The organism is uncultured Mucilaginibacter sp., from assembly GCF_913773635.1.
Classification (GTDB): Bacteria; Bacteroidota; Bacteroidia; order Sphingobacteriales; family Sphingobacteriaceae; genus Mucilaginibacter.
In genome coordinates this window covers 304,857-326,323 of sequence record NZ_CAJYGQ010000008.1, presented here as the reverse complement: position 1 = coordinate 326,323, position 21,467 = coordinate 304,857, and the positions used below count along the sequence as shown (strand labels likewise).

19 protein-coding genes are annotated in these 21,467 nt (G+C 41.7%); 10 read left to right on the top strand and 9 right to left on the bottom strand.

Annotated features, from left to right (window positions below; all coding sequences use genetic code 11):
• The first annotated feature begins 71 nt into the window (after positions 1 to 71).
• The 4 genes from QZ407_RS11100 to QZ407_RS11085 all read left to right on the top strand — a co-directional run bounded on the left by QZ407_RS11100 (position 72) and on the right by QZ407_RS11085 (position 3,569).
• On the top strand, positions 72 to 254 hold the full coding sequence (locus QZ407_RS11100) for a hypothetical protein (protein WP_295770914.1): 183 nt from the start codon (positions 72 to 74) through the stop codon (positions 252 to 254).
• A gap of 945 nt (positions 255 to 1,199) precedes the next feature.
• On the top strand, positions 1,200 to 1,634 hold the full coding sequence (locus tag QZ407_RS11095) for a S24 family peptidase (protein WP_295770912.1): 435 nt from the start codon (positions 1,200 to 1,202) through the stop codon (positions 1,632 to 1,634).
• Entirely contained in the window at positions 1,618 to 2,871 is a 1,254-nt protein-coding gene (locus tag QZ407_RS11090) for a Y-family DNA polymerase (RefSeq protein WP_295770910.1), read from the top strand. The genes QZ407_RS11095 and QZ407_RS11090 overlap by 17 nt, the downstream gene beginning before the upstream one ends.
• A gap of 89 nt (positions 2,872 to 2,960) precedes the next feature.
• Positions 2,961 to 3,569: an SOS response-associated peptidase family protein gene (locus tag QZ407_RS11085; protein ID WP_295770908.1), complete on the top strand. Its 609-nt coding sequence runs from the start codon at positions 2,961 to 2,963 to the stop codon at positions 3,567 to 3,569.
• Positions 3,570 to 3,587: 18 nt separating this feature from the next.
• Here the strand turns inward: QZ407_RS11085 and QZ407_RS11080 are convergent, their stop codons facing one another.
• Positions 3,588 to 4,022 (bottom strand): DoxX family protein, encoded by a 435-nt coding sequence (locus tag QZ407_RS11080; protein ID WP_295770906.1) that lies wholly within the window; start codon positions 4,020 to 4,022, stop codon positions 3,588 to 3,590.
• 38 nt (positions 4,023 to 4,060) lie between these two features.
• Positions 4,061 to 4,480: a VOC family protein gene (locus QZ407_RS11075; protein ID WP_295770904.1), complete on the bottom strand. Its 420-nt coding sequence runs from the start codon at positions 4,478 to 4,480 to the stop codon at positions 4,061 to 4,063.
• Positions 4,481 to 4,649: 169 nt separating this feature from the next.
• Between QZ407_RS11075 and QZ407_RS11070 the strand changes: the two genes are divergently transcribed.
• Complete coding sequence (locus tag QZ407_RS11070) at positions 4,650 to 5,627, top strand: helix-turn-helix domain-containing protein (protein ID WP_295770902.1); 978 nt, start codon at positions 4,650 to 4,652, stop codon at positions 5,625 to 5,627.
• A gap of 27 nt (positions 5,628 to 5,654) precedes the next feature.
• Here QZ407_RS11070 and QZ407_RS11065 read toward each other — a convergent pair whose 3' ends face one another.
• From QZ407_RS11065 to QZ407_RS11055, 3 genes are all read right to left on the bottom strand, one after another.
• Complete coding sequence (locus QZ407_RS11065) at positions 5,655 to 7,652, bottom strand: ATP-binding protein (protein ID WP_295770899.1); 1,998 nt, start codon at positions 7,650 to 7,652, stop codon at positions 5,655 to 5,657.
• A 104-nt stretch (positions 7,653 to 7,756) separates the two neighbouring features.
• Positions 7,757 to 8,578, bottom strand: coding sequence for a phosphatase PAP2 family protein (locus QZ407_RS11060; protein ID WP_295770897.1), 822 nt, complete (start codon positions 8,576 to 8,578; stop codon positions 7,757 to 7,759).
• 215 nt (positions 8,579 to 8,793) lie between these two features.
• On the bottom strand, positions 8,794 to 9,030 hold the full coding sequence (locus QZ407_RS11055; protein ID WP_295770895.1) for a hypothetical protein: 237 nt from the start codon (positions 9,028 to 9,030) through the stop codon (positions 8,794 to 8,796).
• A gap of 209 nt (positions 9,031 to 9,239) precedes the next feature.
• Here QZ407_RS11055 and QZ407_RS11050 point away from each other — a divergent pair, with 209 nt between their 5' ends.
• From QZ407_RS11050 to QZ407_RS11040, 3 genes are all read left to right on the top strand, one after another.
• Positions 9,240 to 10,523 carry a BamA/TamA family outer membrane protein gene (locus QZ407_RS11050; RefSeq protein WP_295770892.1) on the top strand — a complete coding sequence of 428 codons (1,284 nt, stop codon included), beginning with the start codon at positions 9,240 to 9,242 and terminating at the stop codon, positions 10,521 to 10,523.
• Between the two features lie 65 nt (positions 10,524 to 10,588).
• Entirely contained in the window at positions 10,589 to 11,152 is a 564-nt protein-coding gene (locus QZ407_RS11045; RefSeq protein ID WP_295770889.1) for an alkylphosphonate utilization protein, read from the top strand.
• 76 nt (positions 11,153 to 11,228) lie between these two features.
• The gene (locus QZ407_RS11040; protein ID WP_295770886.1) at positions 11,229 to 12,116 is read left to right on the top strand and encodes a dienelactone hydrolase family protein; all 888 of its coding nucleotides are present in this window, start codon (positions 11,229 to 11,231) and stop codon (positions 12,114 to 12,116) included.
• A gap of 223 nt (positions 12,117 to 12,339) precedes the next feature.
• Here QZ407_RS11040 and QZ407_RS11035 read toward each other — a convergent pair whose 3' ends face one another.
• Complete coding sequence (locus QZ407_RS11035) at positions 12,340 to 13,434, bottom strand: endo-1,4-beta-xylanase (protein ID WP_295770884.1); 1,095 nt, start codon at positions 13,432 to 13,434, stop codon at positions 12,340 to 12,342.
• A gap of 235 nt (positions 13,435 to 13,669) precedes the next feature.
• Between QZ407_RS11035 and QZ407_RS11030 the strand changes: the two genes are divergently transcribed.
• Positions 13,670 to 14,785, top strand: a complete 1,116-nt coding sequence (locus QZ407_RS11030) for a glycoside hydrolase family 43 protein (protein WP_295770882.1) — start codon at positions 13,670 to 13,672, stop codon at positions 14,783 to 14,785.
• 50 nt (positions 14,786 to 14,835) lie between these two features.
• Here QZ407_RS11030 and QZ407_RS11025 read toward each other — a convergent pair whose 3' ends face one another.
• Genes QZ407_RS11025 through tsaD form a run of 3 tightly spaced genes read right to left on the bottom strand, consistent with a single transcriptional unit; the run spans position 14,836 to position 16,912 of the window.
• A complete protein-coding gene (locus tag QZ407_RS11025; RefSeq protein ID WP_295770879.1) occupies positions 14,836 to 15,726 on the bottom strand; it encodes an alpha/beta hydrolase in 891 nt (296 codons plus the stop codon).
• Positions 15,727 to 15,729: 3 nt separating this feature from the next.
• Positions 15,730 to 15,900 (bottom strand): hypothetical protein, encoded by a 171-nt coding sequence (locus tag QZ407_RS11020; RefSeq protein WP_157542911.1) that lies wholly within the window; start codon positions 15,898 to 15,900, stop codon positions 15,730 to 15,732.
• Between the two features lie 10 nt (positions 15,901 to 15,910).
• A complete protein-coding gene (gene tsaD / locus QZ407_RS11015; RefSeq protein ID WP_295770874.1) occupies positions 15,911 to 16,912 on the bottom strand; it encodes a tRNA (adenosine(37)-N6)-threonylcarbamoyltransferase complex transferase subunit TsaD in 1,002 nt (333 codons plus the stop codon).
• A 72-nt stretch (positions 16,913 to 16,984) separates the two neighbouring features.
• Between tsaD and QZ407_RS11010 the strand changes: the two genes are divergently transcribed.
• A complete protein-coding gene (locus QZ407_RS11010; RefSeq protein ID WP_295770871.1) occupies positions 16,985 to 21,424 on the top strand; it encodes a translocation/assembly module TamB domain-containing protein in 4,440 nt (1,479 codons plus the stop codon).
• The last annotated feature ends 43 nt before the right edge of the window (positions 21,425 to 21,467 follow it).

The following is a 21,467-nucleotide window of genomic DNA, read 5'->3' as shown; positions in this document are numbered from 1 at the left end:
CATTTGTGCCATAACTATTAAACAATTGTTTGCGTACAAGCACGTAAATGATTTAAAGAATAGGAGTTGGCATGATGAAAATATTATTTTTTTTAACCGCATTTATTTGTATAGCAGGTTGGGCAGTATGCGTGTTTGTATATAACGCAACCGACTTGATCCATTCGCTGCTGGCCTTTGCCGCCATATTTGTGGTAATGGGCATGATGGGTAGCGAGCAGCACGGCCCGGTATCAAAACCCGAGTTGTTTTAAGCGGAAATTTTTACACATAGAATAACGCCCGGTACAATATGCCGGGCGTTATTTGTTTTGTGGTAAACACAAGCCCGGATAATTACTTTAAAAGTGCCGTACAAAATTTAAATTAGCTATTTCTCAATGATGTTTAAGGAAAGTTTTAAGTGGTGTTACAGTTCAAATAACAAAAGTTAGCTTTAAGCTAATGAAAACCATATTTCTGCTCATTTCATTCAAGGTGCTAACGATTCTATCCAGAAAAAAATCAATACCCAATGCTGAAAAGGATGAAGAATAAAAGTGTTAGTAAAGGGCTACTGTTTTGTGTTACTATAACGCTGGCATTAGCAATACAGGTTAACGCAGGATTCGCTCAGAAGCAAAGCTTCGATTTTCAAAAGTCTTTCATCCGAAGCTTTAACCACCCTGATGAATTGAGACGTGCGTGTACACCAACATTTACTAACTTACTCATAAGTGTTTCATCAAAGGGACAGTTGGAGGATATGTTGATTTCAGATAGCGCGAGCGACAGCTTTAAAAACGCTTTCAAACTTATAAAAGGTAGCCTTGACACATCTGCGCTCAAGTCCATTATTGCGGTTAATAAACTAAAGAGCTGTAATATTATAATGCCCATCTTTTTATGTTTACGCATCTGATTATTGTACCAATACTTTTGAACCAATAGGGTATTTAAGCGAAAATTATCTGCTATTTAATGGTCATAGCATGCATAAGCTGTCTTGCAACTTAAAACCTGTAATGATTAGTTTGTACAAACCGGTGCATTGATGAAACTTAAATTGAAAAGGTGTCTACAATTTTTAAAAGATTGAAGTTTGAATTAATATTTATATAAATAACCCCAGTTACTTTAATTCCACAATGTTAATTACTTGTTCAAAAGTAAATGCTAAAAAATTTAGTATTTACTTTTGAACTTTTTATTTTTGGGCCATGCTAAAATTAAGGCAACATAGGGAGAAGCGGGATGTGCTTGGGTTTAGGTTGCCTATGCTAACACATGAGGAGCCTGAGCTTGACGTGTCGGAGATTATTGTAATAGACCCCGACAATACCTTTTACATGCGTATGGGCAGTGATGCCATGCGAACCTATCATATTCTTAAAGATCATGTATTGGTAATTGACCGAACGCTTAAACCCGTGCCGGGCAGTATTGTAGTATTTTTTTATAACGGTGATTTTTTCACGAGAGAATATGCACCCGAAGGTAACCAGCTGGTGTTAAAGGCTGATAGGCCATCTGATAGCATAACCATTGGCGCTGATGAACACTGGACTTGCTGGGGGGTTGTTACCGTAACATTAAACCCGGTTTTGCACCCGCGGCACAGAGTAGGGAGGTATAGTCGTGTTTGCGCATGTTGATATTAATAACTGTTACGTAAGTTGCGAAAGGCTGTTTAAACCCGAACTGGAAGGCCGTGTAGTTGTGGTATTAAGCAACAACGATGGTTGCGTAATTGCACGCAGCAATGAAGCCAAAGAGATTGGTATTAAAATGGCCGATGCTGAATTTATGGTAAGGCAAAACCTGCAAAAGAACGATGCCGTAATATTCAGCAGCAACTATCCGCTATATGCCGATATGAGCGCCCGCTTAATGAACAACCTTGCCCGCTATACCTACACGCTTATGGTATACAGCATTGACGAGGCGTTTATGGCCCTAGGAAATATACACAGCCTTGACCTTGAAAAGCACGCCGAAGCAATAAGTACTAACGTAATGCACGATACCGGCTTGCCAATTACCCTGGGCGTTGGACCAACACTATCACTAGCTAAGCTGGCAAATAAAGCAGCAAAGAAGCAAAAGAAAGCTTTTATGGTGCTTGATACGGAAGAGAAGATTAGCAAAGCCGTAAAAAATTTTCCTATTGAAGATGTATGGGGTGTTGGGTTGGCCTATTTTCAAAAGTTGCAGGAGCATAAGATAAATACGGCTCATGATTTCAGGCAGCTTAAGGCCGATTTTGTGCGCCAGCAAATGACAGTGCAAGGTTGGCGCCTTCACCAGGAGCTTTGGGGTATACCATGCAACGTTATAAGAGATGTTGCCGAAAGGTCAAAGGGTATTGAGAGCAGCCAAAGTTTTAACACCTATCAAACCCGGCTTGAACCTATTGAGGAAGCTATTGCCATGCACGCAGCAACAGTTGCTCTTAAACTCCGGCAGCAAAAAAGTATGGCCCTTACGCTTACCATCTACCTGCGTACCAACAAGCATAATGTAAAGCACGATCAGCATTACCCTAGCATTACTGTTAAAGTTCCGTTTGCTGCCAATAGTACGCACCAGTTTACCCGTGTAGCTGTACAGGCTATAAGGGCTATATGGCAACCAGGTTACAATTATTTAAAAACCGGCTTACGGGCTACAGGCATTATACCCGCCGGCGAGGTTCAGTATAATATGTTTGCAAATTATGAACACAGCCGCGAACAAAAGCTTGCCGGGTTAATGGACGACCTGAACAACCGTTACGGAAGAGGTACTTTAAAGCTGGCCATTGAGGGTTTTGACCGCAAGTGGATCATGAAACAGGAATCGTTAAGTAAGCAATACACTACCAAATGGCATGATATTGTTGTAACGCGCTGAAGATTTCATAGATAATACTATTCTTCAGGTAGTTAACGTTTGTAATATAATGCTAATATTATTAGCTTTGTAAATTAATATTTTGATGTATGTGCGGACATGTTGAGATAGGTGAACAAAAAGATATTAAAATCATTACCCGTGATGGCGGCTCTTACACACCCAAAAACAACGGTGGCGGCAACCCGGGTTCAATGCTTCCGGTGGTTACTGATGCTGTTCCTGACAAGGTGCAGCAATACCGTTGGGGCTTACTATCGCTTGATGACAACCGTGTGCACAGTAAACACAAACATGCTCGCATCGAATCGTTGTTTTTAGTACCCTTGTGGCGAGAGCTTGTAGGTAAAAAACATTGCGTGGTACGTATACAAGCTTTCTTTGAGTATAATAAAGAGCAGGAGCGCACGTATCGTGTTGAACGCACCGATGGGCAGCCGTTTTACATTGCCGGTTTGTGGGATGTATGGTTTGATATTAAAACCGGCATCTTGCTGCCAACCTTTACCATGATTACCATGGAGCCTAATGCTGCAATGGCGCAAATTCATGATCGTATGCCCGCCATTTTGGAACGTAACGATATTAAAACCTGGATAAATGGTAATTATACCGGCGAGCAGCGCGTTGCATTTTTACGCAGTAAGCCCTGCCCGCCTGAAAACCTTAAGATTACTATACATAAACAAACATTATAAGGCGTTAATAGCAACTCGCTACAGCATAGGTTGCAATGTATTGCCCGTTTTGTTATGACTTAGGTTGGCATTGAAAGTGTTTAGCTCCTTAGCTTTTTGCAATTTGTGATAGTAGTAGTATGAAGCAAAACCCAAGGCTACAAATAGTAACATAGGAGCCCAGTTTTCAATTGATTTGCCCGAGGCAGCCACAGAATACACCGCACCGATCAAATCAAAAATCAATCCGGCATAAGCCCATTCTTTAATACGCGGGTAGCCCGGAACCAAAATGGCTATAGTGCCTAATAGTTTAGCCACGCCTACAAACGGTAATAAATAAGCAGGCATTTGCATTTCTTTAAAACCTTGTACGGCCATTTCCATCACCAGTACATCGGGTATGGCGCTGCCTACCATTACAAACAAAAACAGCCCGGTAACTATCCAATAAATAATTCTGATTTTTTTCATAATTGATAAGTTTTAGTGTTAGTAAAGATAAAATTTTGTTACTGCTTTTGGGCCGAAAACGTTAGCATCCAGTTAAAGCCATACTTATCAGTAACCGAGCAAAAGTAGTCGCCCCAAAATTCTTCTTTAGGTGGCATTAGCGGCTGGCCGCCGGCGCTCAGCTTATCAAACAATAAGTTAACTTCTTCAGTACTTTCACAACTCAGGTGTAAGCTTACGTCTTTTCCTTTGGGCAAATCTCCTCCCATGCAATTGTCTGATGCCATAATGGTAATATTGCCAATTATTAAACCTGCATGTAGTACAGTATCGGCCATTGATTCAGGGAACTGATTTTTGGCAGGTGATTCGCCTATGGTCATTAAATTCAATTCGCCTCCAAAGGTGTCCTTGTAAAAGTTCATTGCCTCGCGGCAATTGCCGTCAAAAAAAAGGTAAGCGTCAAGTTTTTTCATCATCTCAAGTTATAGTGTAAAAAGTCTTCGTTGTTGCATTCAATATATTTACTATCCAGCAAATACTCAAAACGTAACATTGCAAAGTTATTTGGGTAACCATATAAAGATGAGTGTATTTACGCCAATTTGAGGGGTTGATTGCGACAATACTTTCCGTTAAATTTGATTTATGAAGCACATATCAATCTTAGTACCTAAGGGAGCAATTCTGGGTAGTTTGGAAGGCTCAAGACAATTGCTTACCCAGGTGAATTATTTTTTTGCAGCCAAAGGCGAGACTCCGGTATTTGACGTGCAATTGGTAGGGCTGTCGCCCCATACACCTGTTACGGGTGGCTTGTTTACCGTTAATACCGATGCTGTAATTGATAATGTGCATAAAACAGATCTTATTATTATACCCGCTCTTGATGGTGATTTAACCCAGGCCATTGAAAGTAACAGAGACTTTATACCCTGGATTATTAAGCAGCATAGTGCAGGTGCAGAAGTGGCAAGCCTGTGTTTGGGTGCATTTCTGTTGGCTTCAACAGGTTTGCTTAAGGGCCGTAAATGCGCCACACACTGGATGGCTGCAAATGCATTTCAGCAGATGTTTCCGGAAGTGGAGTTAGTAACTGAGAAGATTATAACCGATGAGCAGGGCATATATTCAAGCGGAGGTGCGTTTTCCTATTTAAACCTCATTTTATACCTCATTGAAAAGTTTACCGGCCGCGAAATGGCTATTCTTAGCTCCAAAGTTTTTGCTATCGAAATGGAGAGGAGCAGTCAGTCGCCGTTTATTATTTTTCAAGGGCAAAAAGATCATACCGATCATTCTGTAAAGAAAGCACAGGAGTACATTGAGAAAAATTACCAGGAAAAAATAACGGTTGAACAGCTTGCATCAATGTTTGCCCTGGGCAGGCGCAACCTGGAACGTCGCTTTAAAAAGGCAACGTCAAATACCGTGGTAGAATATATTCAGCGTGTGAAAATTGAAGCTGCAAAGATGAATCTTGAAAACACGCGAAACAGTGTGAACGAAGTGATGTATAACGTAGGTTACACCGATACCAAAGCATTCAGGAGTACGTTTAAGCGTATAACCGGCCTATCACCAGTTGAATATAAAAACAAGTATAAGCGCGAGCTTGTAAATTAATTAGTAATGTATGGATTTGTGTTGCTGCTATTCAGTTTGAGCAACCGGCAGTTCAAACCAAAAGGTGCTGCCGTAATCTAACTTGCTATTAACACCAATTTTACCGCCATGGCTTTCAATTATTTCTTTACAAATGTATAAGCCTATACCAAAGCCTTTCACAACTTTCATTTGTTCGCTTTCTACCCGGTAAAAGCGCTCAAAAACGTGTGCTTGATCTTCGGCTGGTATACCCATTCCCTCGTCAGTCACCGATATTTTGGCTACCTGCCCTGATGTTGTGCATGAAACTACAATGGTGCTGTTGAAGGGAGAATACTTAACTGCATTATTAATAAAGTTGGTTAATACTTGTCCTATTTTTTCAATATCGGCGTTTACAACAGTATCTTCAACGTTGGCAAAATTAACAACGTGTGTACTAACTGTAGCCAAAACTTCTTCCTCGGCATCTGTTAATAAACGGGCAATATTAAAGCGTTCGCAATTCAGCTTAATTTTTCCTTCACCCAAACGGGCCACATCCAAAAAGCCGCTTATTAAGCCCGACATACGGTCAACCTGGCGTTTAGCTTTCTCAGCAATATCGGTAATAGTAGGCTCGTTACTTTTAGTGGCTTTTAGTTTAAGCATTTGTATGTAGCCGCTTATTGAAGTGAGCGGTGAGCGCAATTCATGGCTTACCATGCCTATGAAATCATTTTTGCGCTGCTCATCTTGCTTGCGTTCGGTAATATCTAAAATAGTACCCGAAAAAAATGGTGCCTTACCTTGTTCAGCTGAGGCGTAAACCTTACCTGTAGCACGTACCCATCTTTGTACCTTATCATGATAACCAATAACAGGATATTCGATATCAAAGGCAGATCCTAACGTTAATGACGCATTTACTGCGCTGGCTACCTTATGGCGATGACTTTCGGCTATCTGCGCAAATGCGGCCTGCAAGGATACCTCTTCTTCGGGGTCAAATCCAAATAGTTCTTTTAAGCGTGGTGACGGCACAAACTCATGTGTTGCCGAATCAAGGTAGAATGTACCCAACTCTGCCGATTGCACTGCCAGGCGAAGCCTTTCTTCGGCAAGCTCAACGTTTTCCCTGCTTTTTACATTTTGAGTAACATCGTAAGCAGTATTCAGCAGCCCCCAAACGGTTCCATCTTCGAGCTTTAAAGGTGTAAAGCTGTAAGTGTAATAAAACTCTTTAATCTGCCCCTCATGCAGGTATGACATGTGCGCTTCCGACTGCTCATAAGGGATGCCCTTGCGATAAACCTGCCGCATGGTTTTTGGAAAATCAAGCGCAGCCAATTCGGGTAATGCAACATTAAAAGGCATTCCAAAAACGGTGCTGTCTTTACCCCACGCCTTAAGCATCATTTTGTTCGCAAAAATGATCTTCATGTCTTCGCCGGTATGCAACGCCATTGACATGGGCGTATGCTCAATAATCTGCATGGCCTCGCGCTCTTTAAGCGTAAGGAGTGTGTTTAACTTTTGTATTCGCTTGCCTGCGTTTTCAAGCTCTAATAACTTTTTGCGCAGCTTTAACTTTGATATAACCTGACCTGCTAAAATTTTAAGTGCCAGTTGCTGTTGTTCATTAAGCTGCCTGCGCTCATGGTCAATTACACATAACGAACCTAAGGCATAACCTTCTTCATCAACTAATGGCATGCCTGCGTAAAAAACAATATTTGGGTCGCCCGTTACTAAAGCATTGTCTTTGAAACGCTCGTCTGAGCGGGCGTCTTCAACTTCAAGCATGTCGTTTGGCTTATTAATAGCATGAGCACAAAATGATAGGGCTCTATCTGTTTCCGTAACATTAAAACCATGGCGCGATTTGAACCATTGGCGGTCTTTGTCAACCAGGCTTATAAGCGCTATGGGCGTGCCGCATATAGCCGATGCCAGTTGTGTAAGCTCATCAAAATCCTGTTCAGATGCAGTATCAAGTATATTGTATGCCTGCAATGCAGCAATACGTTTTTGCTCATTACGCGAAGTGGGAGCTTTTTGCATTAAATTTTATACAGCGGCTAATAATGTAATAAAGGTAGCCAATTTTATGAACATGCGTTACCTTTCAAATAACTAAAGCTACCAGCTTAGGAAGGAGCTATAAACTAAAATGTTTTTACGAACGAAAATCCGGCGTAGCCATTATTAAACGTAGGGATGAATAACGTGGCTTTTTTATCATCCTTATCTTTATCGTTCCTGAAAAATGTATTACGAATGTAAGGGTATAAAAGATAAGCCGCCTTTGTTGACAAGATGCCGAACCCTGCGCCGGCAATAATATCACTAAACCAATGATCGTTGTTATAAACCCTTAAAATAGCTGTTGCCGTTGCAAACGAGTAAGCATAAACACCAAACCATGGTGAAACCTCGCTATATTCCTGTGCCATAAATTCGGCTGCTGCAAAGGCCGTACTGGTATGGCCTGATGGGAACGATTGCCTGTCAAACTGATTTGGGCGAAGCCTGTCTGCCGTTTTTTTAATCAGCGTAACAGTTCCAAGCCTTATAGCTTCAGACATGGCATATAGTATGGTACGGTCAATAAATCTGTTTTTACCAGCCAGTCCAAAAGCATTTAAACCGTAAACGGTAATTACGGGTACAAACTGAAAATAATCGTCTATGGGTGTATGAAAATCAGCATGCTTTGTTTGTACATTGTTATAAACGTGATAGTCAACATCCCGTATTGGCTTTACACCTAATGATAAGAAACCATAAGTTATAAAAACAGCAGGAGGCAGTAATGAAGTGAATTTACTTTCCAGGTGCTTAACCGTATCAGGCACCTGTAAAATATGATCGGTTGAGTCCTTACGGGCGGTATCAAGGGTAATTTGCGCAAATGAATAATTAGTAATACATAATACTGCAAATGCAGTAAATATTAATTTATGTAGCGGTAAAATTTTGCGCATCATGTGCCTGTTAACTTAGTGTTAATACTTTTGTACCATATAATTTACAAAGCGGTTAATATGTTTTTGTAAAACAAAATTTTATGTACCGTTTTGCCTGTTTCTACGCCACATGCAGTTAACCGTAATGATTTTATCAAATCGTACTAAGTTGCTTTTGCTGAAGTTTCAGTTTAATCAACTTAAAATCAGTGTTAGTGCTGAGTATAAACCATGGGCTAAATTCCATAAGCTTCAATACGGTCGGCTAACAAGTGCAGCACTTTTTCGCTTATGTTGCCAGGGTTACTGCAAAGCCTGAGGTATTCATGATTGCATGGTTCAAAGCCTGCTACCAGCTTGCCTTCTTCGTATACATTTATCTTGCAACGTTCATGGCTGTGGTGCGGGTATTCTGCAATTTCAAAGCGATGTATTTGCTTGCCGGCTTTTATGTCAATTACTGTTTTCTCCATACTGCCAAAGGCTTTATTTATTATAAACGCGTAAACAATTTTATTGTTTATGGCCTGCATTGGTACAACATACGGCATTTGCAAGCGTTCAAATACTACTTCCCTAATTAAAACAAATGATGGTTTTCGCCGTCTTTTCAGTTACATCTATCTCTTATACAGTGCATCTCTTATCCAACAATATAAAAGGCTATTTTAATAGGTTACTGATGCTGGCATTGCTATGCATACCTGTCCTTTCTGTAGGGCAAACCGTGCCTGTTGACTCAGTTAAGGCCGATTCGTTGCGCATAAAGCAGCAGCAAGTTAAACCTCCTGCCGAAGATTTTTCCAGGCAGTTTGACGTAGGCGATCTTTTTAACCTGATATTCCATCCCAACGGCAGAAAGGATTCTGTAAAGAAAAAACCATCGGGCATTACTATTATACCTAATGTGGCATCAAACCCCAGTATAGGTTCACAAATCGGTATAAAGGCCGTAGCCGGTCGTAAGTTAGGGGCCGATCCTAAAACCTTAATGTCTGTTGCGGCTACGTCGGCCTCAATTACCACAAAGGGCATCATTTACTTTTACATAAACCACAACGTATTTACCAACGCCAACCACTGGAACCTGCAGGGCAGTTTGGTAGCTGCCAAAACCGTTACGCCTGATTTTGGCTATGGTATTGGCCAAGCTAATAATGGCAGTGCCGAAGACCAGGCGCTTGCTAATGCCGAACGTAAAGGGTATGTGTTCCATTCCATTTTCTTTAACTTTAGGGAGAAGGTTTACAAAGAAATTAAGCCAAACCTGTTTGTGGGTGCGGGCGTATCCTTTGATATACGACGGAGCATTGAAGACCGCATATCAACCACCGATTTAACGCCATATAACATTTATGCAGACCGCTACGGGTTTGACCGCGGTAACTACTCGGCCAATGGGTTGCTGTTTAATGTGCAGTACACCACGCGCGATAATTTAAACCGGGCATACAGGGGCTTTTATGTTGATGCCGGCGTGCGCCTGAATCAATCATGGATGGGAAGTTCAAAAAATGCCATGGTATTTACCACCGACCTGCGTAAATATTTCAGCCTTTCTAAACGTAACCCTGAGCATGTGGTAGCTCTATGGAACTGGGGCTCCTATCTTGCTACAGGTGCTTTACCATACCTTGAATTGCCGGGGTCGGGTAAAGATCCGGCCTTTCGTAGCGCGCGTGGATATACCGTTGGTTATTTCAAGGGTACGCAGTACAACTATTCAGAAGTTGAATATCGCTTTCCAATTTTGCGTAATAAATTTATTAGCGGCGTAACTTTCTTTAACCTGCAAACTGCCAACGATGCCGCCGGTACCAAACTATTTGAAAAATGGCAGCCGGGCTATGGCGGTGGCTTGCGTGTACTGTTTAACAAAGCAACGCGCACCAACTTATGTTTAGATTATGCCTGGGGGCGCTATGGCTCAAGGGGATTCTTTTTGGGTTTGAATGAAGCTTTTTAAAAACCATGGGTTGTGCGGTAAATACCTGCCAAAACTTTTAGCTTTGCGGCTTTTATACACCAAACATGGAATCATTATTGGCCAGAAGCGGCAATCGCTGCGAATTATGCAATGCAGAAAACAGTTTATCAATTTATACTGTGCCGCCGGCAGAGCATCCTAACAACCAAATCGTAGTATGCGAATCGTGCTTATTGCAGTTAAGCAGCGGCACAACCAGCCCTCAATACTGGTGCTTTTTGCCTGATGCTATGTGGAGCGAAGTGCCAGCCGTGCAGGTTTTAGCATGGCGCTTACTTTCCCGCCTTAAAAATGAAACCTGGGCTGCCGACAGTTTAGATATGCTTTACCTTGATGATGACACGCTGAAGTGGGCCAAACAGGCTGTGATTGAGGATGCAGCACCAGCCGAAGTGCATAAGGATAGCTTAGGCGCAGTGCTTGAAAACGGAGACACTGTAGTACTTACACGTTCGTTGGATGTAAAAGGCAGCCAGCTTAACGCCAAAATGGGTACTGTTGTTAAAAATATTCGGTTAGTGGCCGATAATACCGAGCAGATTGAAGGAAAAATTGATGGGCAGATGATAGTGGTACTTACTAAGTATCTGCGTAAGCAAAAAAGCTAAACGCATTGAGGGTTGTCGCTTATTTGTTGCGTTTGTGTTATAAGTCAATTTGTTACATTTGATAAAACACTAAACTATGAGCGATATAAAGAAAGAAGACATTAAACAGGAGGTGTATGATTTGTATGACGATTATGCACACAACCGTTTAGACAGGCGCGGCTTTATGCAAAAGCTGTCGTTATATGCCGTTGGCGGTTTAACCGTGCCTTCGTTAATGAGTTTCCTGATGCCTGATTACCAGAACAACATACAAGTAAAGGCCGATGACCCGCGTTTAAAATCAGAATACGTTAATTATTCATCACCCAAGGGTGGCGGTACTATCAAAGGGCTGTTATCAAAACCGGCCAATGCTAAAAAGAAATTGGGAGGCATTATTGTAGTACATGAAAATCGCGGGTTGAATCCTTACATTGAAGATGTTGGCAGGCGTGCGGCCGTGGCTGGATTTATATCGCTTGCGCCCGATGCGCTTACCCCACTGGGCGGCTACCCGGGTAATGATGACGAAGGCCGTGCCATGCAAGCCAAGCGCGATAAGGGCCAGATGGAAGAAGATTTTATCGCTGCGTACGAGTACCTGAAAAACCACAAAGATTGTAACGGCAAAGTAGGTGTAGTAGGTTTTTGTTATGGAGGAGGTATTGCCAACATGATGGCCGTACGTGTACCTGATCTGGCTGCTGCAGTCCCGTTTTACGGTGCACAGCCCGCACTTGCCGATGTGCCTAAGATAAAGGCACCGCTTATGCTGCACTATGCATCATTAGATACCCGTATTACCGCTGGCTGGCCGGCATACGAAGCTGCCTTGAAAGAGAATAACAAAAAATACCAGGGTTTTATTTACGAAGGCGCTAACCACGGTTTTCATAATGATACAACACCGCGCTATGATAAAACAGCTGCCGAGCTTGCCTGGAAACGTACTATTGATTTCTTTGGCGAGAGTTTAAAATAACCAGCTTAAGCAATTTTAAGTTGATCAAATGATGATGTAAAATATAACGCCCGGCCATAAAGCCGGGCGTTATATTTCCTACTCTGCTCTAACGGCATCAACCGATATACAAGTTTTTCTTCAAATCAGGTTCCAATTCGGCTATGGCTTTTAAGCGGCCAATGATTAAATTGCTTTGATAAACTTGCAATACCAGTGAATTGACAAAGTATTTACAAGTTAATTATTTAAAGTTAACCACTTCATAGAACGCTTTTTTGGGTTGCAGGTTAGCATCAAAAAGCAGCGGAAAGTTTTTACGGCCCCTAACGGGGTACTCGTCCAGCCATGTATAACGGTCAGACAGGTTCCAGAAGGTTACGCCGGTAATATACTTTTTATTGGCCCGCAGTACTTCGTATATTTCCTTGTACTTGGCTATGTGCTTTTGTTCAACTATTGGAGGGTATTCACCTTTTTCGCCGGGTCGCAAATTTCGGTGTTCTTTTTCCCACGGATATATTGAAACATCAAGTTCAGTAACCTGAACTTTTAAACCTAGCGAGGCAAATTTTTTAATGGCTTGATCAAGCTCTGCAGAGGATGGTTCATTAAGCGACCAATGCCCTTGCAATCCAACTGCATGCACCGGAACCTTTGCTTCAATCAGTTTTTTTAACAGCTTATATACACGCTCCGCTTTTTCGGGCCGCTCGGTGTTATAATCATTATAAAACAAAATTGCTTTAGGGTCTGCCTCGTGAGCGTACTCAAAAGCTTTTGCGATGAAGTCTTCTCCACATATTTGATACCATAAAGAGTTGCGCAAAAAGTTTTCTCGATTATCATCAATAGCTTCATTCACAACATCCCACGCATAAATTTTCCCTTTGTAGCGTTTTACTACCTCAAAAATATGATCGTGCAGGCGTTTTAATAACACCTGCTTACTTACCTTATTGCCGCTGCTATCTTTAAATAGCCAGTAGGGCACTTGTTCATGCCAGCAAAGATTATGTCCTCTTACTAGCAAATTATTCTTTTGAGCAAAGTTCACAATGGAGTCAGCATCTCTCCAGTAGTAAGTATTCTCCTTTGGATGTATAGGGCCCATTTTCATGGCATTCTCAGCGGTTATACTGCTGAATTGCCTGCGTATTAAATCGGCTTGTTCACCATTAATCTCTTTTAAACCTACTGCAACGCCTATAGGAAAATATTTTTTGTAGCTTTCTTTTAGAGTTTTGCTTTGCTTAGGTATTGTGTTGCTTACTTGTCCAAATGCTGACAGGACAGACATAAAACAGACGAAGCATATGTATGAAATTTTCATCTTCATAAAATTGTGTTTTTGGTTGCTAGGTGTGATTGATAGTTGAATTGATTGTATGGCCCCAGGCATCCCTAGCCTAAGTTTAAATCGGTTGATGTTGTAAATGTATATAAAGTTATTTATAATTACAATCGATTGCATGATGCCGATATTTTGATAAGTTAACTTATGTTGAGCTGATTTTCATTACATAACCCGATCATAAAACACAATTAATTTAACAACCATACATAACCAATATATGCTCAAAAGTAAACACTACCCCAAAATGGTCTGGCTTTCGGCAACCGTTATTGTTGCGGGGCTCACATCATGCCAGCAACAGGCAAAAAGTGATGATAAAAAGGTAGCTGCAAATGCTGATACAGCGGACGCAAAGCAATACCTTTCGCAACCAATAATCAGTAATATATACACTGCCGATCCGTCAGCTCACGTTTTTGAAGGGAAAATATACGTTTATCCGTCTCATGATGTAGAAGCCGGCGTAGCCGAAAATGATAATGGCGACCATTTCGACATGCGCGATTATCACATCTTATCAATGGATAGTGCTGGTGGCAAAGTTACCGACCATGGGGTGGCGCTTAGTTTAAAAGAAATACCATGGGCCGGGCGGCAACTATGGGCACCTGATGCTGCATTTAAAAACGGAACTTACTATTTATATTTTCCTTTAAAAGATAAAAATGATGTGTTTGCTATAGGCGTGGCTACATCCAAATCGCCTGCCGGTCCGTTCAAAGCTGAGCCAAAACCTATTGCAGGAAGTTTTAGTATAGATCCGGCTGTATTTACTGATGATGATGGCAGTACTTACATGTATTTTGGCGGTATTTGGGGCGGCCAGTTGCAACGCTGGAAAAATGGGAAGTATGATGCCAATGGGTCGAAAACCGATTTGCAGCAGGATGATTCACCGGCAATAAACTGTAAGGTAGCTAAGCTTAAAACGAATATGAAAGAGTTTGACGGTGAAGTAAAAGATGCAGTTATTATTGATAGCGGAGGCAAACCGTTGTTAGGTAAAGACCATAACCGTCGTTTTTTTGAAGGTTCGTGGATGCATAAATATAATGGCAAGTACTACCTCAGCTATTCAACCGGCGATACACACCTTTTAGCTTACGCACTTGGCAGCAAACCTACCGGTCCGTTTGTTTATGCAGGTACTTTTATGCAGCCTGTTGAAGGGTGGACAACTCATCATTCCATTGTTGAGTTTAAAGGCAAGTGGTATATTTTTTATCATGATACGCAGCTTTCTGGAAAAACACACTTGCGTAACGTGAAGGTAGCCCAACTGAAACACGAGCCCGATGGACGCATTGCAATGATAGATCCTAACAAAAAATAATCAGTTAGCTTTTTCAGATGCAATCTTGTTTAAAAAGCTGGTAATGTACTTTACTGTTGGTGTAAACCACGGCTCAAACAAGCAAAATGTATGCGGCGAATTTGGGAAGTATGTACCTCGCTGTAGATTTTGTATTTGTTCAGCGTATCAATATAATCTGTACGGCCGGCGTGCATACGGTCAACCGAGCTGTTGATAAAGAGCGTAGGTGGTGTTTGAGGGCCAACATGTGTTAACGCTGCGGCTTCCCTCCATAAGTCGGGCCTTTCAGTTTTGTTATAGCCAAACCAGTAGGTTGCTGCCGATATTGATTTGCTGTCATCGCCCTCGCCCGATTCGGGGTGTATAAAGGCCAACGTTCCGTCAATATCTACAATGGCCATAAGGTTTTTTTCAGTTGTTCCTAATAAGGTAGCCAGTTGCCCGCCCGCCGAAAAGCCCAGCACACTTAGTTTCTTAGTATCAACATTGTACTTTTTAGCATGAGATTTAACCCAGGCAATTGCTGCTTTTAAATCGTTAACAGCAGCAGGGTAAAGTGCATCGGTAGATAAACGGTACGCCGGTGTAAAACAAACAAAACCTTGCCTTGCCAACTGCTGGGCCAATGCATAATGCTGTATACGGTTGCCCGAACGCCAACCACCGCCATGTATAATTATAATTGCAGGTAAGCGCTTTTGCTGCCTCTTGGGCGCAAATACATCAAGCAAAAGTGATTGTTTGTTTGCATTAGAGTAGCTGATATTTTTGATAGCCTTTACATCTTCAGGCAAACTATCGGGCACCAGTTTTATGGCAGGATACTTTTTAATGGCATTGCGGTATGCACTGGTGTTTGAAAAAGAAGTATCGGGCATATGTGTAAGTCCGTCCGTAAACTGGGCAAAGCCAGCTTTAGCTATTAAAAGGAAGCAAACGGTTACTACGAGCCGGTTCATTAGTTACTTTCCGCCTGTACGTACATACATGTAAACAATGGCAATAATTACGGTTAAGGCCAAAACTATCAGTCCGGTAATGCCTTTCCGTTTATCTTGTTTCATTACCCAAAACAGTAATCCTACCAGCGGTAAAACAAATATCAGCCAAAAAATAAGCGAAGGTGCACTCATGGTGTTTATATTAAAAAGGCATACGGGCCAGTGGCGCCACATGCTGATCGGTAAAATCTTTTTGTAAAAATTTATAGTAGCCTGCTATGGCAATCATTGCGGCATTATCAGTGCAATACTCCATTTTAGGTACAAAAGTATTCCAGTTGTATTTGTTGCCTAATTCATGTAAGCCTTGCCTTAAACCTGTATTGGCCGACACGCCGCCGGCAAGCGCTACATCTTTTATACCGTAATCTAACGCAGCTTTAGTAAGTTTATTAAGCAAAATGGTAACAATGCGCTTTTCAACCGAAGCACATATATCAGCCATATTGTTTTGAACAAAGCCAGGTGCTGCAGCTTCGTTTTTTTGTATAAAGTATAGTATGGCAGTTTTTAGTCCGCTAAAGCTAAAGTTGTATCCCGGAATTTGAGGTTCGGGAAATTGGTAGGCATTGGGGTTGCCCTGTCTTGCATATTTATCAATAAGCGGTCCGCCGGGGTAGGGCAGGCCAAGTATCTTGCTGGTTTTATCCATGGCCTCGCCTGCAGCATCATCCTGTGTGTGGCCTATTACTTCCATGTCAAAATAATCCTTCACCAAAACTATTTGTGTATGCCCGCCCGAAACGGTCAAACATAAAAAGGGGAATGTTGGTTTAGGTTCATCAATAAAGTGAGCCAAAATGTGGGCTTGCATGTGGTTAACCTCAATGAGAGGCAGGTTTTGGGCCAGCGCAAATGCCTTCGCAAATGATACGCCTACCAATAGTGAGCCCAACAGGCCCGGACCACGTGTAAATGCTACCGCATCAATATCATTTTTGCTTACTTTTGCGTTAGATATTGCTTGTTGTACAGCAGGAATTATGTTTTGCTGATGAACCCTGGAAGCCAGCTCGGGAACAACACCCCCGTAGGCCTCGTGTATAGTTTGGTTGGCTATGATGTTGCTAAGCATCTTGCCATCGGCATATACCGCTGCAGAGGTTTCATCACATGATGATTCTATTGCTAATATAACGGGCATTTGGTTACAGGGGTTTAAAGCTGCAAAATTATCAAAAAAATACTCAAAATAACGCTTGTACTGGTACTCATTGTGCTGCTCATTGTCAGTGTAGTGTTATTACTGTTTCAATTAAAGCCGGTACAAACATGGGCAGCCAAAAAGGCTACCAAGTATTTATCAGAAGAACTACACACAAAGGTTGATGTTAAAAGCCTTTACGTTAAGCCGTTTTCATCAGTAGTGCTTGAGGGGTTTTACGTGCTCGACAAACAGCAGGACACCTTGCTTAAAACTCCGCGTTTAACGGTTGAGTTAACAGGTTTTTCGGTTTTTAACAGCATTAAGCGCCGTGAGCTTAATTTTGAGCATATTCAGCTTGATAATGGTTCGTTTAAACTTAAGCAGCTGAAAGATAGTACCACCAATCTCGATTTTGTTATCGATTATTTTAGTGGCAAGCCTGATACAGTTAAGAAAGTAAGTAAACCATGGACGCTTAACTTTGGCCGTATTGTTATCAACAATTTTCGGTTCAGATATAAAAACTACCTCGATACCATTATCACTCCGGGCGTAGTAAACTTTGAGGACTTGGCTGTGAACCGCTTCAGTACAGTGGTTACCGGAATGGATTTAAAAAACCACTTATTTAAAGGTAATGTACAAAACCTTACATTGCATGAAGAGCGCAGTGGCTTTGTATTAAAGAATCTTACGGTTAACGCCCGCGTAGACACTAACCAAATTTTATTGCAAAACCTGCAATTGGTTACACCCTACTCACACCTGAAAGATTACTTCAGAATGCGGTTTAAATCTTTTTCAGATTTCAGCGACTTTGTAAACAAAGTTCGCATGGATGCTGACATTAAAGATTCACATCTATCGTCAAAAGATATTGCATACTTTACACCTTCGCTCGATAAAACAAATTTTGAGCTGGGTTTAAGCGGGCGCGCCAGTGGTTTGGTGAACGATATAAAGGCACGTAATTTAACGGTAACTGCCGGCCAGGCTACCTATATAAGGGGCAACTTTAACTTAAAGGGACTGCCCGATTGGGAAAAAACCTACCTCGCGCTCAACTTTAATCAGTTGGCTTCTAATAAAAAAGATCTGGATTACCTTTATTCTCATTTTACAGGTAAGCCTAACCTGCGGGTGCCCGATATTTTCAGCAAATTCGGTAACATCAGCTATACCGGTAAGCTAACAGGTACTCAAAACAACCTTAATATTGCCGGCACGTTTAAAACCTTGCTTGGCCGGCTCGATCCAAACATCAACTTAAAATTTGATGCAAAGGGGACGCCTGCTTACAAAGGCACAATAGCTGCCACTAACTTTAATTTGCAAACCTTGCTTGATAACAAAAGCCTCGGCCGTACAACGCTTAGCGCAAAAGTTGATGGTAAGGGCGATGATATTAAAAACCTGAATACCATTTTAGATGCCCAAGTAAAGTACTTTGATTATGATGGCTATACTTACCGCAACATTGATATTGATGGTAGCTTTAAAAATCAGCTGGCTAAAGCAAAAATCAAAATTAACGACAGGAACATTAAGCTTAACCTTAACGGCAGCGTAAACCTGAATTCGCAAATGCCGCGCTACGCTTTTGCGGCTACCCTGCGCGATGCACACTTAAACAAACTGCGGTTTGTAAAAGATACCCTTACCGTTAGTGCCGATGTTAAAACTAACTTTTGGGGCGATAACATAAATAATTTGCAGGGCTTTGTGCAAATGAATCCTGTACGTATAACTACGCCAAATGATAATTATGTTATTGACACTTTAAGGCTTAATGCCGAAGGCCTGGGTGATAACAGGTTAATAAGCTTACGGTCTGACCTGGCCGATGGCAGTATAAAAGGACGCTATGACCTGGCTACACTTCCGTCTTATTTTAAATCAATAGCTAAAAAATACATACCGTCGTTAAAAACCAAGATATATACACCAGGCCCGCAAAATTTCGATTTCAGGCTTAATCTTAAAAATCTTGATCCGTTGCTGTTAATTTTTATGCCCGACTTAAAAATTCCGGACGGTGGCACCTTCGTTGGGCGCTTTAATTCGGCCGATAGGACCGCTACGCTCAGCGGGCTTATAAAAACTGTTAAGTACGGCAAAATGGTGTTTCATGATTTCATTGTGGATGAAAGCACCGCTGATAGTTTACTTACACTCAACCTTTCATTAAGTAAGGTTGATATTACCGACAGTCTTTACATTAAGGACATAAACATCACAAACTTCCTGCAGCGCGATAGTCTAAATTTTAACGTAAAGCTATCTGATAAAAATGCTACAAACCAATTAGACTTGTACGGCCTGGTTGAATTTGGCCGAGACACCACGGCTAAGCTCAAGTTGCTGCCATCGGAAGTTATCTTAGAGCGGCAGTCATGGAAGTTAACCGAACAGGTGCGTATAAGACTCCTGAATGGTAAAACCGATATTGAAGATTTTGAACTCACCAACGGCGAGCAGCACGTACGCATTGACGGATTTATATCAGACAAGCCGGAGGATAAGCTAAAGGTTGCCTTTGACAAATTCAGTATGGCAACGCTCAACCAGCTTACCAAATCGGCCGGGGTGGTTTTACATGGGGCTTTAAACGGTGAGGTAAATCTGAGCTCAATTTTAAAGCAACCAGGCGTTGATGCTAATTTACGGGTTGACTCATTAACAATGAACCAAACCTATGTAGGTGACGTTAAAATTGCTTCTGACCTTGATAATGATCAAAAACGAGCCAATGCTAAACTGAATATATTAAACCGTGGCTTAGAGACCTTAAATATTGCAGGTGCCTATTACTTTGATAAAGGCGAGGGAGATAACCTCGACTTTGATGTACGCATGGATCAAACCGAGGCTATCATTTTTGCTCCGTTTATTAAAAACTTGGTATCAAACGTAAAGGGAACAATATCTGCCAATATGAAACTTACAGGGCGGTCATCAAACCCTAAACTAAACGGATCAATTACCCTAGCCAATACCGGTGTAACCGTTGATTACTTAAAAGTACCTTATACCATAAATGATAAGTTAACGGTTGAGAACAGCATCATCAAAATTGATGATATGCGAATAACCGATCCGCGTGGTGGTAAGGGTATTGCCAACGGTAAAATAGATTTGTCTGACTTTGCCAATCCGTTGCTTGATATTAAGGTAAGTGCCAATAACCTTATGGCGCTGAACACCACCTTCCGCGATAACAGGCTTTATTACGGTACAGCTTTTGGTAGCGGCGATTTCAGCTTTTCGGGCCCTATTGATAATATGAGGATTGACATTAAGGCCAAAACAGGTGATGGTACCGTGTTTAATATTCCGCTTAATACATCGGCCACTGCCAACGAATATGATTTTATACGTTTTGTAAGTCATAAAGACTCCACTAAGGTAATAAGTACAGCTAATGCATTTAAGGGTGTAACTTTGAACTTTGATCTTTCGGCTGATGAAAAAACGGTGGTACGCATAACCACCGACCTGGGCTTACTTGAGGGGCGCGGTGTGGCTAACGGACTAAAGCTTAACATAAACAGCCTGGGCGATTTTGAAATGCGTGGTGACTTCTTAATATCATCAGGTAAGTTTGAATTTACAGCTAAAAACTTTATCAGTAAAAATTTCCAGGTAAACCAGGGAGGTACGCTGCGCTGGACGGGTAATCCATCAAACGCCGAAATTAACCTTAAGGCCACCTATGAGCTGCGTACTAACATTGCTAACCTTTATGCAGCAGCGGGGCTCCAATCTCCGCAGGGTACACGTCAGGAACTTGTGCAGGCACAGCTCATTTTATCAAGAACGCTGTTACAGCCCACTATCGATTTTGACTTTACCTTCCCGCTTAATGCATCAATAAAGGATGACATGGCAACCTACCTGTCTGATGTAAATAACCGTAACCAGCAGGCGCTAAGCTTAATTGTAAGGCGGCAGTTTGCGCCGGGCACGGGCTCAAATATTAATCAGCAGGTGTTAACCACTGCAAGTACTGCTGCAAGTGAGTTCTTTTTTAATAAGCTGAACAGCTACATAGCGCAGTCTACCAACTTCCGTAGCCTTGATTTAAATATACGGTCGCAAAATGATGCAAGTGCCTCATTACGGCTATTTAAAGATCGGGTGTTGCTCAACGGAAGTATTTATAACGTTAACGGAAGTAATGATTTATTCAGCAATAACTCATCTAACCTGTTTAATTCAAGAAACCTCACCGCCGATTTTAACGCGGAGTATCTGATACGTCCGGATGGGCAATTGCGTGCCCGCTTTTCATATCGTACGTTAAACACTACCACGCTTAACACATTAACAACCGAGTATCGCCCTCAATATGTAAATGGTTTAGGTTTAATTTACCAGCGCGATTTTGATACGTTTGGTGAGTTTTTCAGAAACCTTTTCAGGCGGGGGAGGAGAACCACTTCTCAACCGGCAGATAATAGTTCTTTTACGCCGGTAATTATAGATGAACAGGACGAGGATAAAGAGTAAGTATAGATATAAAGTAAACAAAAAAAGTCATCCGCTACCGGAT